The 13,080-nt window shown below is 62.0% G+C and carries 13 protein-coding genes; 1 reads left to right on the top strand and 12 read right to left on the bottom strand.

What is annotated here, in order from left to right:
- Window positions 1-2 precede the first annotated feature (2 nt).
- From lpoB to mnmG, 12 genes are all read right to left on the bottom strand, one after another.
- The gene (gene lpoB, locus BDD18_RS18795; RefSeq protein ID WP_044397274.1) at window positions 3-617 is read right to left on the bottom strand and encodes a penicillin-binding protein activator LpoB; all 615 of its coding nucleotides are present in this window, start codon (window positions 615-617) and stop codon (window positions 3-5) included.
- Between the two features lie 194 nt (window positions 618-811).
- Complete coding sequence (locus BDD18_RS18790) at window positions 812-1,207, bottom strand: YcfL family putative periplasmic lipoprotein (protein WP_044397201.1); 396 nt, start codon at window positions 1,205-1,207, stop codon at window positions 812-814.
- A 57-nt stretch (window positions 1,208-1,264) separates the two neighbouring features.
- Window positions 1,265-2,785 carry a COG3014 family protein gene (locus BDD18_RS18785; protein WP_142085138.1) on the bottom strand — a complete coding sequence of 507 codons (1,521 nt, stop codon included), beginning with the start codon at window positions 2,783-2,785 and terminating at the stop codon, window positions 1,265-1,267.
- A gap of 336 nt (window positions 2,786-3,121) precedes the next feature.
- Window positions 3,122-3,868: a class I SAM-dependent methyltransferase gene (locus BDD18_RS18780; RefSeq protein WP_142085137.1), complete on the bottom strand. Its 747-nt coding sequence runs from the start codon at window positions 3,866-3,868 to the stop codon at window positions 3,122-3,124.
- 305 nt (window positions 3,869-4,173) lie between these two features.
- Window positions 4,174-5,091, bottom strand: coding sequence for a ParB/RepB/Spo0J family partition protein (locus BDD18_RS18775; RefSeq protein WP_142085135.1), 918 nt, complete (start codon window positions 5,089-5,091; stop codon window positions 4,174-4,176).
- A 35-nt stretch (window positions 5,092-5,126) separates the two neighbouring features.
- Entirely contained in the window at window positions 5,127-5,675 is a 549-nt protein-coding gene (locus tag BDD18_RS18770; protein ID WP_211360834.1) for an RBBP9/YdeN family alpha/beta hydrolase, read from the bottom strand.
- A gap of 25 nt (window positions 5,676-5,700) precedes the next feature.
- Entirely contained in the window at window positions 5,701-6,501 is an 801-nt protein-coding gene (locus BDD18_RS18765; RefSeq protein ID WP_142085133.1) for a ParA family protein, read from the bottom strand.
- A gap of 15 nt (window positions 6,502-6,516) precedes the next feature.
- Window positions 6,517-7,131, bottom strand: a complete 615-nt coding sequence (locus tag BDD18_RS18760) for a LysE family transporter (protein WP_044397197.1) — start codon at window positions 7,129-7,131, stop codon at window positions 6,517-6,519.
- A 14-nt stretch (window positions 7,132-7,145) separates the two neighbouring features.
- Window positions 7,146-8,045 carry a DUF4435 domain-containing protein gene (locus BDD18_RS18755; RefSeq protein WP_170207428.1) on the bottom strand — a complete coding sequence of 300 codons (900 nt, stop codon included), beginning with the start codon at window positions 8,043-8,045 and terminating at the stop codon, window positions 7,146-7,148.
- A 5-nt stretch (window positions 8,046-8,050) separates the two neighbouring features.
- Window positions 8,051-9,496, bottom strand: a complete 1,446-nt coding sequence (locus BDD18_RS18750) for an AAA family ATPase (protein ID WP_066693063.1) — start codon at window positions 9,494-9,496, stop codon at window positions 8,051-8,053.
- Window positions 9,497-9,539: 43 nt separating this feature from the next.
- Complete coding sequence (rsmG, locus tag BDD18_RS18745; protein WP_142085132.1) at window positions 9,540-10,226, bottom strand: 16S rRNA (guanine(527)-N(7))-methyltransferase RsmG; 687 nt, start codon at window positions 10,224-10,226, stop codon at window positions 9,540-9,542.
- Window positions 10,223-12,199 (bottom strand): tRNA uridine-5-carboxymethylaminomethyl(34) synthesis enzyme MnmG, encoded by a 1,977-nt coding sequence (mnmG, locus tag BDD18_RS18740; protein ID WP_142085130.1) that lies wholly within the window; start codon window positions 12,197-12,199, stop codon window positions 10,223-10,225. The genes rsmG and mnmG overlap by 4 nt, the downstream gene beginning before the upstream one ends.
- Before the next feature lie 217 nt (window positions 12,200-12,416).
- Here mnmG and BDD18_RS18735 point away from each other — a divergent pair, with 217 nt between their 5' ends.
- Complete coding sequence (locus BDD18_RS18735; RefSeq protein ID WP_142085128.1) at window positions 12,417-13,013, top strand: NADPH-dependent FMN reductase; 597 nt, start codon at window positions 12,417-12,419, stop codon at window positions 13,011-13,013.
- Window positions 13,014-13,080 lie beyond the last annotated feature (67 nt).

Genomic DNA, 13,080 nt, shown 5'->3' with positions numbered 1-13,080 from the left:
CGTCACTTCTTGCTCGTTTTGCGGATTTCTTTCTCGTCCTGCCATTCGATCGTGCCTTCCTGCACGTCAAACATCTTCAGCGTGAACTTGTAGAACACATCCTTGGTGGTGTTGTTTTGCTTGACGATGCTGGTCAGCTCGCCTTCAAGCTGGTACTTGGCAGCCGTCATCTGGCCGACCTTGGCGGTGGTGTTCTGCTTGTACAGGCCGCTCTGGTTCTGGCGCTGCAGCTCGTCCACGCCTTGCTGCATTTCGTTGATGGAGCGGGTGAAACGCACCTTGCCCGACTTGACCAGCGCGGTCTGGATCGAGTTCATCACGTTGGTGGTGTCGATGTACTCGCTGGTCTTGTTCTTGACGGTGGAGATGGTCACCGTGGGGCGGCCCTGGAAGATGCCGGTTTCGAGCAGGCTGCCCGTCATCTTCTCGGCAATCATCTGCAGGTCGGACGAACCGAATTCGTTGGTCACCAGCTCCACGCCCTTGGCGTCGCCGTAGTTGACCTGGCGGTCAAAGCGCACGGTGGGGGACGACAGGTTCTGGCAGGCCGACAGGGCCAGGGTGCTGGCAGCAAAGGCCACGATGAGCGCGGTGCGCTGGAAGGTGTTCTTGGTCATGGTTTTGATTTCTTTCATAAGACAGGGCGGTTCACACTACCGGAGGCTCTTGAAACTGGCGCTCCCCCGCCGTAGGCAGCCGCGCAAGGGCCTTTGCTGGCCGCGCCGCCCCGCCGCGCTGGCTGCGTCCCCCTCCCACGCGAAGCGTGAGAGAGGGGGAAGGCGCGCAGCGACTCAGGGGGTGCTTCATATCTTCAGCGCGGCTCGACGTTCATTTCCAGGCGCAGGTCCACGGCCGCGCCGGTGGGGGCCACGCTCTTGATGGTTTGCTGGCCCAGGCCCAGCACGGTGAGTTGCTTCCACGACTCGCCATCGCCCACCTGGTTACCCACGTTGTCCAGCCATTTGAAGCGGTAGAACAGCGTGCGGTCACTGCGCACGGAGCTGGACAGGTCGGCCTGCACCGACAGGATGTCGTTCTTGCGCACCAGGCGCATTTCGCGCACGGCGATGCCGTTGGCTTCACCGCGCAGGGCCACTTTGGCGGCCACGGCGGCAGGGGTTGCGGGGTCGTGCTGCTGGGCGCCGGCAGCGCCGGCCAAACCCACGCAGGCGGCGCACAGGGCGCTCAGGAAGATGCGGTTGGTCATTGAAAAGATTCCTTCAGACAAATCGTGAAATGGGCCAATGGACTGGGCGGTATGCGCTCAGTTTTTAGCAGCAGGTGTCGGGGCAGCCGTGCGGGAGTTGGCCACAGGCTTGCTGGTCGTGGTGCGTGTGGCTGTGCGGGCAGCAGGCTTGGCTGCAGGGGCTGCGGCTTCCACGGGCACAGAGCCCACAGGAGCGAGCTTGCCCAAGCTGGCCACGTCGCCCATCAGCACGGTGTTTTCGTACAGGCGCAGGGGCACCAGAGCGTACTGGCCGTCGATCTTGACGGGGTCAGGCAGCGCACGGCCGTTCACTGTGACGACGTGCTCACCCGGAGGCAGGTAGCCGCGGGCGATGTAGACACGGCCAGGCAACATGCGCCACATGCGGTCATCGGCCACCTCGGTCGCAGCCGAGGCCACAGCGCCAATCAGGCCACCCACCAGACCGCCACGCTTTTGCAACTCGTTCTGCATCACGCCTTTGGCGATGGCACGGGTCACGCCGCGCAGCACCATGCCGGGCATTTCGTCCTTCAGGGCACGGCGGGCCATCACGTTCACGTCCACCACTTTTTCCAGCTTGAGGTCGGTGCCTGCGGCCGACAGCGTGGTCAGCAGTGGGTCGGTAGAGGGCTCAATCACGGGGTAGGAAATGCTGGCAGTGACCATGCCACGGCCTGTGGGCACGGGGATGGTGAACGCCTTGGGCTTGCGGGCGGGCGCATCACCCGCTTCCACCACGAACAGCACGTCCGTCATGCGCTGGCGGCGCTTCCAGGTGAAGCTGGTGCGGTTGTCCAGGCCGCGCAAACCCTCTTCCAGCACGCCGGTTTCGGGCTTGAGCTCAATCGCCTTGCGGTAGCCGGGAGCGGCCAGGCCAGACTCGCCCAGCACTTCGTACATGAAGCCCGCCAGGTAGTGGCTCAGGGCGTTCTGGTAGCCGTTCTTCAGCGCCAGCACTTCGGGGTCGTTCAAGGTTTCCACGGGGTAGCCGTTGAGCTCCTTGCCGCCTGCCGCGGCGCCCTTGGACTTGGCTTCTTCTTCCGCCGCCAGGGTTTCCTTGGAGCGGAATTCAGCAATGATGGCCTCGCGCTCGTGCGTGCGCTTGATGTCGACACGGGCGTTTTCAAAGTCGCCCACGGCCACGCGGTTCATGGCCAGGCGGGTGGTGAGCCACACCTTTTCGTAGTCCTGGCCTTCGTAGTTCTTGAGCCGCTCGCTGATCAGCGCAGCGCCCACCGTGCCCATCAGCTTGGAAGGGTTGGTCTTGGCGGTTTCTTCCCATTCCTTGACCTTGATGTCTGCCAGCAAGAAGGCGTTGGTGCTGTCTTCGTAGCGGCGATCCATGCGCAGCAGCTCGCCCCGCTCCAGGTTGTAGAGCAGCGCGGTCTTATCGTCCTCGGACTTGGCAGAGGCTTCCAGCTGGGCCAAGGCTGCAGGAATGCCGCCGGTGCGGCCTGCCGACTGCACATCGCTGGCCAGCTTGTCGTGGCTTTGCATGCTGGCGCAACCGGTCAAGGCCGCGCTCAAGGTCAATACCCACAGCAGACGGGGGCGAAAGTGCGCAAGAGTTTTCATTTTTTTCCTACAAGAACGATGTACGGGATGTCAGAAAGCCCTGCAGCCCCCACCGCACGCTACCAGCCAAAGCTGACGTCAGCCCTGCTGCGCGCACCAAAGCGGGCAGACAAGGTAAGGGTTGCGAGCGGTGAAAGGTGAATCGGTGCCACGGTGCGCCCCCTCCCGGTGCGCAAGCGTGTCAGGCAGTCCCCTCAAACTGTGAGTTTTCTGGAAGTTGTGTTGGCAAATGTCGCCAAGTGGAAATGTATCAAACCGCTGTGACTTTTCTACAACCCTAAGGGCCCCTCCACAGAGCTGGACAGTGAGGCTGGGAAAGCACCAAGGCCATAGCGTTCACTTCCTCTGTCCTCGCAAAGGCAGGCGGTAAATCCACACCACACGGCCACCAGGAGCACGCAACTGGGCATGGGGCAACACACCGGGCGCGGCAAATTCCAGGCTCACCAGCCAGGTGCCGGGGGCCATCTCGGCCTGGGCCTTGGCGGCAGCGCGGGCCATGCTTTCAGGCCGCTGGAACAGGTACACCATCTGGTAGCCACTCCAGTCGGTCTTCCACATATCGGCGCGGCGCACCCGGGCCCAGGGGCAGCGCAACGCGCAGGCCACACGCAGCGGCCAGCTCCATTCGATGCCGTCCAGCGCCACCTGCGGATAGGCAGAGCGCAGTGCCAGCAGACCGTCACCCAGGCCGCAACCGGCATCCAGCACCCGTGCAGCAGGTGCCAGCGGCGCCTGGGCAGGCAGCGCCTTCAAAGCGTGGCGCGGCGTGGGGAACACGGGCGCATCGCGCCAGGCATTGAGCGGGTACACCAGCAGCAGCAAGGCCAGGGGAACCAGCCAGGCCCAGGCGGGCAACGTCACCCCGCCCACCAGGGCCAGCGAGAGCGGGAACCCGGCGGCGATGAGGCCGCGCCGCCACCAGCTCTCGCCCCATACGCTGGCAGCCGTTCCCAAAAGGCAAGGCAGCAGCATGGCCCACAGCGGCGCCACCAGGGGCTGTAACACCACGAACAAGAGCCAGGCCGCAGCCCAGGCCAGCAAGGCCGGTAGCGGCCAGGGCAGGCGCAACGTCATGCCCATGCCCCCGCGGTGGCAGGCAGCACCCCGCCCCGGCACGCTGTGGGTGCAGGCAAGGCGGTGCAATGGATGAAGAGGTGGTGCATGGCCGGGGCTGGAAGAAGGCAGTACGGCGCTTCTTGCGGCCGGCCTGCAGCGCAGCAGTGTAGGCGGCTGGGTGGCGTTGGCCGAGGGGTTCAGCCCCAGGCAACGGCCCGGCGCGTGGCAAAGTTCACAGTCTGGCCCGGCAGGCTGTCAACGCGGGCGCGCAGGGCGGGCGCAAGCCCTGCGGCTGGCCCCTCCACGCGGGCCAAAAGGACCAGGGCTGGTCAGCCCCGAAGGCGCTCGATCAGGCCGTTGAGTTCTTCCAGAGATCCAAACTGGATGGCCAGCTCGCCCATGTCTTCTATGCGCCCCGCCCGCTTCACGCGCTTTTTGACGCGCACTTCCACGGCAGCCATCAGCAGGTCGGACAGTTCTTCTTCCACGCGTTTCATGTCGCGCGACTTTTCCTTCTTGGGCTTTTGCGGCACCAGGTTGAACTCGGCACCGATCTTCTTGACCAGGCTTTCAGCTTCACGCACCGACAGCTTCTTGGCCGCGATCTGGTTGCCCGCGGTGATCTGCGCGGCGCGGTCCAGCGCCAGCAGTGCCCGGGCGTGGCCCATGTCGATGTCACCCGCCATGAGCATGGTCTGCACGGGTTCGGCCAGGTTGAGCAAACGCAGCAAATTGCTGGCCGCGCTGCGCGAGCGGCCCACGGCCTGCGCGGCCTGCTCGTGCGTGAGGCCAAACTCGCGTATCAGGCGCTGCAGGCCCTGCGCTTCTTCCAGCGGGTTCAGGTCTTCACGCTGGATGTTCTCGATCAGCGCCATGGCCGCAGCGGCCTCGTTGGGCACCTCGCGCACCAGCACAGGCACTTCCGCCAGCCCAGCCAGGCGAGAGGCGCGGAAGCGCCGCTCGCCCGCGATGATTTCGTACTTGCCCGCGTTCTCTCCATCCACCAGACGGCGCACCAGAATCGGCTGCATGATGCCCTGGGCCTTGATGGATTCGGCCAGCTCATACAGCGCGCCTTCGTCCATCCGCGTGCGCGGCTGGTACACGCCCGGCACCAGCTCGGTCAGTGGCAGCGCGCTGGGCAAGCCTGCCTGAACAGCCTGGGCCTGCTCGACTTTTTCTTCGACCTTGGGGCCGAGCAATGCTTCGAGGCCACGGCCGAGGCCCTTGGGTTTTTTGGTAACCATGTCTACAAATTCCTGAAAAGTATGCGGCTCGTTGCTCAAGCGACAGCCAGTTGCTGCAGCCAGCCATGGCCTTCGGCCCAGTCGCCCAGGCCAGATTCCGCATTGATGTGCCCACGTTCGCCGTAATCCACAAAGCGGGCGCCCCAGGCCTGGGCCAGGGCTTCGGCGCGTTCCAGGCTGCAATACGGGTCATTGCGGCTGCCCACCAGCAGGGCGGGGAAGGGCAGCGGCTGGCGCGCAATGGGTGCCCAGCCGTGGATCTGTGCGGCCAGGTCAGGCCGCTCCACATCGCCCGGGGCCACCAGCAAGGCGCCGCGCACCTTGGCCGCATGGCGCGTGTGGGCCGCCCACCAGGCGGTGAGGATGCAGCCCAGGCTGTGCGCCACCAGCAGCACGGGGCCGTCGGCGTCGGCCACGGTCTCCTCCAGCCGGGCCGACCAGTCGCCGCGCAGCGGGCGCATCCAGTCGTGCTGCTCCACGCGGTGGTAGCCGTGCAGCGCTTCCCAGCGGCTTTGCCAGTGGTCGGGGCCAGAGTTCTGCCAGCCGGGCAGCAGCAAGGTGTTGCGGGGGCTGATTACTATCATTTTTATAGCTGCTTGCGCTTGTAAATCAAGCCTTAGAGGCCTTTTTTACTGCAATACCCATGCGTTTGACGCGGTCCACCATCTCTTTGGCGAAATCCACAAACGCGTGGCTGCCCTTGGCAGAGGGGTCGAACACCACACCGGGCAAGCCGTAGCTGGGGGCTTCGGCCAGGCGCACGTTGCGGGGAATCACGGTGTTGAACACCTTGTCGCCAAAGTGGTCCTTGAGCTGTTCGCTCACCTGCTGCTGCAGCGTGATGCGCGGGTCAAACATCACCCGCAGCAGGCCGATGACTTGCAGGTCGGGGTTGAGGTTGGCGTGCACCTGCTTGATGGTGTTGACCAGATCGGTCAGGCCTTCAAGCGCGAAGTATTCGCACTGCATGGGCACGATGACACCGTGGGCGCTGCACAGGCCGTTGAGGGTGAGCATGGAGAGCGACGGCGGGCAGTCGATGAGCACGAAGTCATAGTCTGCATCGGCCTCGGCCAGCGCAGCTTTCAGGCGTTTTTCACGCTGCTCCAGGGTCACCAGTTCCACCTCGGCGCCGGCCAGTTCGCGGTTGGCGCCCAGCACCCAGTAGCCGCACTTGTCCGACAGCACCGCGGCCTCTTTGACCGAGGCGGACTCCAGCAGCACGTCGTACACCGACAGCTCCAGCTGGCGCTTGTCCACACCCGAGCCCATGGTGGCGTTGCCCTGGGGGTCCAGGTCCACCATCAGCACGCGCTGGCCAATCTTGGCCAGGCCCGCAGCCAGGTTGACGGTGGTGGTGGTTTTGCCCACACCGCCCTTTTGGTTGGCGATACAAAAAATCTTAGCCATGTGAACGAGCCCGAATTACTTGGAAATGGCCAGCTTGATGCCGAAACCGATGAGGAAAACGCCAGCCAGTTTTTCCAACACGCGGGCAATGGAAGGATTGGCGCGCATGCGCTCGGCCAGCCGGTGGGTCAACAGCACCACGATCAGGCCATAGGCAAAGGTCAGCGCTGCGATGGTGGCAGCCATGACACCAAAGGTGAGCATGCCCTGGTGGCGCGCCGGATCGACAAACAAGGGGAAGAACGCCATGTAGAAAACAATGGCCTTGGGGTTGAGCAGCGTAATCAACCCTGCCTGCTTGAAATAGTGGCGCGGCTCGATGTGGAGCACGGGTTTGGCACCGGGCTTGGCGGTCAGCATCTTGAAGCCCAGCCAGGCCAGGTAACCGGCACCCAGCCATTGCACGGCAGCAAATGCCGTGGGGTACGTGGCCAGCAAGGCCGCCACGCCAGCCACCGCAGCCCACATGAGCACCTGGTCGCCAGCGATCACGCCCAGCGTGGCCGCCAGCCCGCCGCGAATGCCGCCCTTGGAGGTGGAGGTGATGAGCGCCAGATTGCCCGGGCCTGGAATGGCCAGAAACAACACAATGGCGGCGACAAAGGCGCCGTAGTCAGCAATGCCAAACATGGAGAAGACCTCAATCAAGTGTGAAAACAACGCTGACCCGCAGGTACGGCCGCAGACAAATCACGAACCATTCGGCAGGTTTGGAGGTCATGCCAGTGCATGAGCAGCAGATCCCTTTGCAGGCTGGTTTCGCTGACTTGCTGGCGACCACTGGAACGACGCAACAACTCTGAATTCATCAACGTTGCCAATACAGCCAACAGATCATGCCCTTGAACCAGTTGCCAACTTGAGAACCAACCGTGCTGCTCGCACGACTGAATGAGGTCTGACAATTGCTGCAGTTCAATGCCATGGCCGACCTCTTTCAGCTTGGCAATGAATGCCCGGTGCAAGTCTGGTATGCGCAGTGTGAGCTCGCCTCGGTCAAACCACTGTGAGTTCAATACAGAAAATTTTTCAAAGGAAACGCACCAGCCTTGCTGCTCATTCAACAAACGCAGCACCCCGAACTGCAGGGCAGTGCGTCGCACATGCTCAACCAGCGAGCACCCTTTGTGCTGTTCAAAAGTGCGCTTTTTATCAGCATCCACCGTGGCTGCAAGCAACCTCTCCATGTTCATTTGTGCGGGCAGCGAGCACTGAAGCAGCAGCAAACTGGTTTCAAGATCGGCCTCGTCGGTGTACACCACACGAGGAGGTTTGGCACGATTCAAAACCCTGTCAAAGTCCGCATCCACCAAACCGAAAACGCGCTGCAAAACAACCTGCCCCTGCAATTGATTCAACGTTGCCAAGACCGCAGGTTTACCTCCGCATTCCACGGGACGCAAATCATGGGGATTGAGCCTTGTTTCCCAAAATCGCAAATCAAAATCACCTTCTAGCAACAAAAAGCACGTTGAGTTATCCAATGCTTTGATATGGATTTCTGAGGCCAGCGCCTGTGGTGTTTTGGGAATGGACTGGGCCATGCGCATCACCTGTCGGCATCGGCACGGACTTGCACCGACAGCCCCACAGTCAACTCGTTGTGGCCGTTGATGATGTAGGGGGAATGCGTTGCCAACAGGGCGTCAAAGCCCACCAAGTCGATCACGGCCTTCAAGTCCACCAGGAACCGCTCCTGCCATTCCACGTGCAACGACAACTCTGGCTCATCCAACAAAACCAGTGTGTTGGGCTGTGTGCGAAAAAGCAGGTCATAGGCCAACACTAACTGGTGCTGCTCACCGGATGACAACGCATTGACTGACAGTTGCTGAATATGTCCGTGTGTAGACTCCACCACCAAATCGTGGGTCTTGGGATCGATCTTCAACTTCTTGTTGCTGAATTTTTCGCCAATGAGCTTCAGCAGAAGCTGCACACGTTGCGCCAGGTTATGAACGATCTTCAACTTCTCCTGCGCGTCTCTCACATAGACCGACATCGCCGCGCGATACACATCTGTCGTCAAGAGCGCATCCTGATTCGGCCCCATCTCTTGAGGCTGTTCCCCCAGAATGCCCAAAGCTTGGTATTCCGCCTGTTGCTGCTTCATCGTTTGCAAAGCTGCGCTGATATCAGCCTGATCCATCAAACCCTCCCCTGCTTGAGCGGATGCTTGTTGCAACAGCCGTTGGGGGTACGTTTGATCCAGCCTCTGGGCTTCACGCCCATATTGGGCCAATGTTTGGTCAATCCGGCTCTTCAGGTCTGCCGAATAAGCCAACACCGTGTCTCGAATGGTGATGCCCTCTGGTCTGAGGTAATGCCGATCGGATGAACGCCCCACCCGTATGAGTCTCTGAGCCTGAATCAACAAGCTCTGAGGTAAAAGACTTCCAACCAGTCCTCGCCACTCACGCACACTCATTGACACATCATCATCGTCGCCCAACTCACCCCAGCGGGCGACGACTTCAAGAGCATTCATCATCTCTCCTGTCTCGTCATCTCTCCAACGATCTGGGCTGACCTGATGGAATGGAAGGCGCCGTTCTAGACGAGAAGCAATTTTATTGAAGACCCCTTCGTTAATCGTGTAGCTTTTGGAGTCACCACTTGCAGATCTATAAGTCAGCCGCACCTGGGCAACCTCCTTTGGCTTATTGCCAAAAGCAATACCTTCTGCGTCGTCAACCAACAGCTCCGTCTGGCGGGTTACCTCCCGATCATTGCGTTCAGCAACGACAACCCCGCCGTCACTCAACACTACCTTGAACTCTCTGTAGGGGTAGCGCAACAAATCCAACATAGCCGCCATCTCTCCACTCAAGATGGCATGCGTCAACTTGAACATCACCGTCTTCCCGACGCCATTGCGCCCAAACACGATGGTGGTGCGCTCCTCCTTAAGTACTACGTCGTGGTCATACATGCCAAACAACCGCTTGGCATGAATACTCTTGACCCTGATGCCTGACGAAGAGAGCGTGTTCATGTGACGTCCTTTGACAACAAATTATCGAGTTCGATTATGCGCATCAGTTTTTCACCCGAAGCCACACAATGCAGCGCTCCGCATCCAGCCCCGGCACAGTCAACGGTTCCACGTGAAACACTTTCACGTCTCCAGGCAGCGCAGCAATCTCGTCAGCGGGGTGCTTGCCCTTCATGGCCAGCCACACGCCATGGGACGCAGCCAATGCAGAGCGCGACCATACGACAAAGTCGGGCAGGGAAGCAAAGGCGCGGCAGCTCACCACGTCAAAGGCTTCGGTCAGCGTTTCCACGCGGGCGTGCAGGCCATGCAGGTTGCGCAGCTTCAGCGCCACTGCCGCTTGCTGGATGAAGGCGGCTTTTTTGCCCACGGTGTCCACACAGCTCACGTCCAGTTCGGGGCAGCAAATGGCAAACACCACACCGGGCAGGCCACCGCCGGAGCCCACATCCAGCAGGCGCACACTCCTGCCCTGCACCGCGCCACTTTGCGCCAACTGCACCAGGTGGCGGCGCAAGGGCGGCACGGCGGCCAGGCTGTCGAGCAGGTGGTGGGTCAGCATTTCCTGCGGATCGCGCACGGCCGTCAGGTTGTAGACCTTGTTCCACTTTTGCAGCAGGGCCAGAAACTCCATCAGTTGCGCAAGCTGCGGGGCGGACAGCTCCAGTCCCATCGCAGCCGCACCTTCCTGCAGGCGTGCTTGCAGGGCTTCGGTGGTGGATGCACTCATGCAGCCACCTCACCTTCGACCTGGGCAGCGTTCAAGGCAAAGTCTTTGAAGCCACCCTTCTTCAGATGCACCATGAGCAGCGAAATGGCAGCGGGAGTAATACCCGTGATGCGCGACGCCTGGCCCAGCGTTTCGGGGCGATGGCGGGTGAGCGCCTGGCGGGCTTCAATGCTCAGGGCTGTGACCTGCATGTAGTCCAGCTCGGCCGGAAGGCGCAGTTTTTCGTAATATGCAGCACGCTCCACTTCGCCCTTCTGGCGGTCGATGTAGCCAGAGTACTTTGCGGCAATCTCCACCTGCTCGATCACCGGGCTACTCAAATCACCCAGCGTTTCACGTGAAACATCGGCGCTGGCGTACTTGCCGCCATCCATACTTACCAGCGCTTCGTAGGTCACATCAGGGCGGCGCAGCAGATCGAACAGGTTGTATTCGTGCTCAATGCTCTTGCCCAGCACACGCTCTGATTCCGAAGCGGGCAGGTTGCGCGGATTCACCCAGGTGGCCTTGAGGCGCTCTGTTTCACGTGAAACAGCGTCGCGCTTGCGGCTGAAGGCATCCCAGCGGGCATCGTCCACCAAGCCCATCTTGCGGCCTGCTTCGGTCAAACGCATGTCGGCGTTGTCTTCGCGCAGCTGCAGGCGGAACTCGGCGCGGCTGGTGAACATGCGGTAAGGCTCGGTCACGCCCTTGGTGATGAGGTCATCCACCAGCACGCCCAGGTAGGCCTCGTCGCGGCCGGGCAGCCAGGGGCCGTCGCCACGGCATTGGAGCGCGGCATTGATGCCAGCAAACAAACCCTGTGCTGCCGCCTCTTCATAGCCCGTGGTGCCGTTGATCTGCCCAGCAAAGAACAGGCCCTGGATCTGGCGCGTTTCAAAGCTGCTCTTGAGCGAGCGCGGGTCGAAGTAGTCGTATTCGATGGCGTAGCCGGGGCGCAGGATGTGGGCGTTTTCCAGGCCCTTCATGCTGCGCACCAGGTCGTACTGGATGTCGAACGGCAAGCTGGTGCTGATGCCGTTGGGGTAGTACTCGTGCGTGGTCAGACCTTCGGGCTCCAGAAAGATCTGGTGGCTGTCCTTATCGGCAAAGCGGTTAATCTTGTCTTCCACACTGGGGCAGTAGCGCGGGCCCACGCCCTCGATCTTGCCGGTGAACATGGGGCTGCGGTCAAAGCCGCTGCGGATGATTTCGTGCGTGCGCTCGTTGGTGTGCGTGATCCAGCACGGCACCTGCTGGGGGTGCATGGCCGCATGGCCCATGAAACTGAACACGGGCACGGTGCCCTCGTTCACACCACCGGGCATGCCGTCACCGGGCTGCTCCTCGCACTGGCTGAAGTCAATCGTGCGGCCGTCAATGCGCGGTGGCGTGCCGGTCTTCAGGCGGCCCTGGGGCAGCTTCAATTCCTTCAGACGAGCGCTGAGCGACACCGCAGGCGGGTCACCTGCCCGGCCGGCAGAGTAATTGTTCAGGCCCACGTGGATCTTGCCATCGAGGAACGTCCCAGCCGTCAGCACCACGGTGCGCGAGCGAAAGCGGATGCCCACCTGCGTCACCGCGCCCACCACCCGGTCGCCCTCCACCATCAAGTCATCCACCGCCTGCTGGAATAGCCACAGGTTGGGCTGGTTCTCCAGCATGCGGCGGATGGCGGCTTTGTAGAGGATGCGGTCGGCCTGCGCGCGCGTGGCGCGCACGGCGGGTCCCTTGGAACTGTTGAGGGTGCGGAACTGGATGCCACCTTCGTCCGTGGCCAGCGCCATGGCACCGCCCAGCGCGTCCACCTCTTTCACCAGATGGCCCTTGCCAATGCCGCCAATGCTGGGGTTGCAGCTCATCTGCCCCAGGGTTTCGATGTTGTGGGTGAGCAGCAAGGTTTTGCAGCCCATGCGGGCAGCGGCCAAGGCGGCCTCGGTGCCAGCATGGCCACCGCCGACAACGATCACATCAAATTCCTGGGGGTACAACATGGGAGGGCTCCGGGGCCCTGCGGGGCCCAATCAACAAAACACCCGCGCGAGGTTCGCTCTGCAAGCCAGGCGGAAGGCCTCGGCAGTCCATCAGGCGCGATTGCGGGTAACCCCCGATTTTCCCACTTTGTGCGCTTTGTGTCTGTGGGGCCCTGTGTTTCACGTGAAACACCCCCACGCAGGAATCCTGCCCGGCCGGTGTGCTTCAATGGCGCCCATGCCAAACGCCCAACTCCTCATCTTCGCCGGCAGCACCCGCCAGCAATCGTTCAACCGCAAACTGGCCCACGCCACTGCCGCCATCGCGCGCGATGCAGGCGCCAGCGCCACGGTGCTGGAGCTGTCTGACTTTGACATCCCGCTCTACAACGCTGACCTCGAAGCCGAGGGCACACCTGCCGATGTGGTGCGACTCAAGCAGGCGCTGTTCGACCACCCCGCCTGGATCATCTGCTCGCCCGAGTACAACGGCAGCTACACCGCCCTGCTCAAGAACACCATCGACTGGGCCTCCAGCCCGGTGAAGGGCCACCCTGAATGGCAGGACGGCACCCGCTCCTTCCGCGGCAAGGTGGTGGGCATGCTCAGCGCGTCGCCCGGCGCCCTGGGCGGTCTGCGTTCGCAAAGCCACCTCGGCCCCTTGCTCACCAACCTGGAATGCTGGCTGGCGCCCAAGGCGTTTGCCCTCGGATCCGCCGGTAGCGCCTTTGACGAATCAGGCGCCCTGGTTCAGCAAGCCCACCGCGATCGCGTGCGCGCTGTGGTGGATCAGGTGCTGTGGGCGGCTGAACGCCTGCAAGCACCAGCCGCGTGAGGATTTCAAGGCAAAACAGGCTCTGGCGCTTAACCAGCAAGCGCAGGCAGCTATCAAACCTATAGCA

Source organism: Acidovorax temperans, from assembly GCF_006716905.1.
In the GTDB taxonomy this organism is placed as follows: domain Bacteria; phylum Pseudomonadota; class Gammaproteobacteria; order Burkholderiales; family Burkholderiaceae_C; genus Acidovorax; species Acidovorax temperans.
Note: the sequence above shows the minus strand (reverse complement) of the source record. Positions and strands in the feature narration are given on the sequence as shown.

Excerpts from the sequence above, each read along its gene's own strand:
- lpoB (WP_044397274.1), bottom strand. The coding sequence starts at position 617 with ATGACCAAGAACACCTTCCAGCGCACCGCGCTCATCGTGGCCTTTGCT.
- BDD18_RS18790 (WP_044397201.1), bottom strand. The coding sequence starts at position 1,207 with ATGACCAACCGCATCTTCCTGAGCGCCCTGTGCGCCGCCTGCGTGGGT.
- BDD18_RS18785 (WP_142085138.1), bottom strand. The coding sequence starts at position 2,785 with ATGAAAACTCTTGCGCACTTTCGCCCCCGTCTGCTGTGGGTATTGACC.
- BDD18_RS18780 (WP_142085137.1), bottom strand. The coding sequence starts at position 3,868 with ATGGGCATGACGTTGCGCCTGCCCTGGCCGCTACCGGCCTTGCTGGCC.
- BDD18_RS18775 (WP_142085135.1), bottom strand. The coding sequence starts at position 5,091 with ATGGTTACCAAAAAACCCAAGGGCCTCGGCCGTGGCCTCGAAGCATTG.
- BDD18_RS18770 (WP_211360834.1), bottom strand. The coding sequence starts at position 5,675 with ATGATAGTAATCAGCCCCCGCAACACCTTGCTGCTGCCCGGCTGGCAG.
- BDD18_RS18765 (WP_142085133.1), bottom strand. The coding sequence starts at position 6,501 with ATGGCTAAGATTTTTTGTATCGCCAACCAAAAGGGCGGTGTGGGCAAA.
- BDD18_RS18760 (WP_044397197.1), bottom strand. The coding sequence starts at position 7,131 with ATGTTTGGCATTGCTGACTACGGCGCCTTTGTCGCCGCCATTGTGTTG.
- BDD18_RS18755 (WP_170207428.1), bottom strand. The coding sequence starts at position 8,045 with ATGGCCCAGTCCATTCCCAAAACACCACAGGCGCTGGCCTCAGAAATC.
- BDD18_RS18750 (WP_066693063.1), bottom strand. The coding sequence starts at position 9,496 with ATGAACACGCTCTCTTCGTCAGGCATCAGGGTCAAGAGTATTCATGCC.
- rsmG (WP_142085132.1), bottom strand. The coding sequence starts at position 10,226 with ATGAGTGCATCCACCACCGAAGCCCTGCAAGCACGCCTGCAGGAAGGT.
- mnmG (WP_142085130.1), bottom strand. The coding sequence starts at position 12,199 with ATGTTGTACCCCCAGGAATTTGATGTGATCGTTGTCGGCGGTGGCCAT.
- BDD18_RS18735 (WP_142085128.1), top strand. The coding sequence starts at position 12,417 with ATGCCAAACGCCCAACTCCTCATCTTCGCCGGCAGCACCCGCCAGCAA.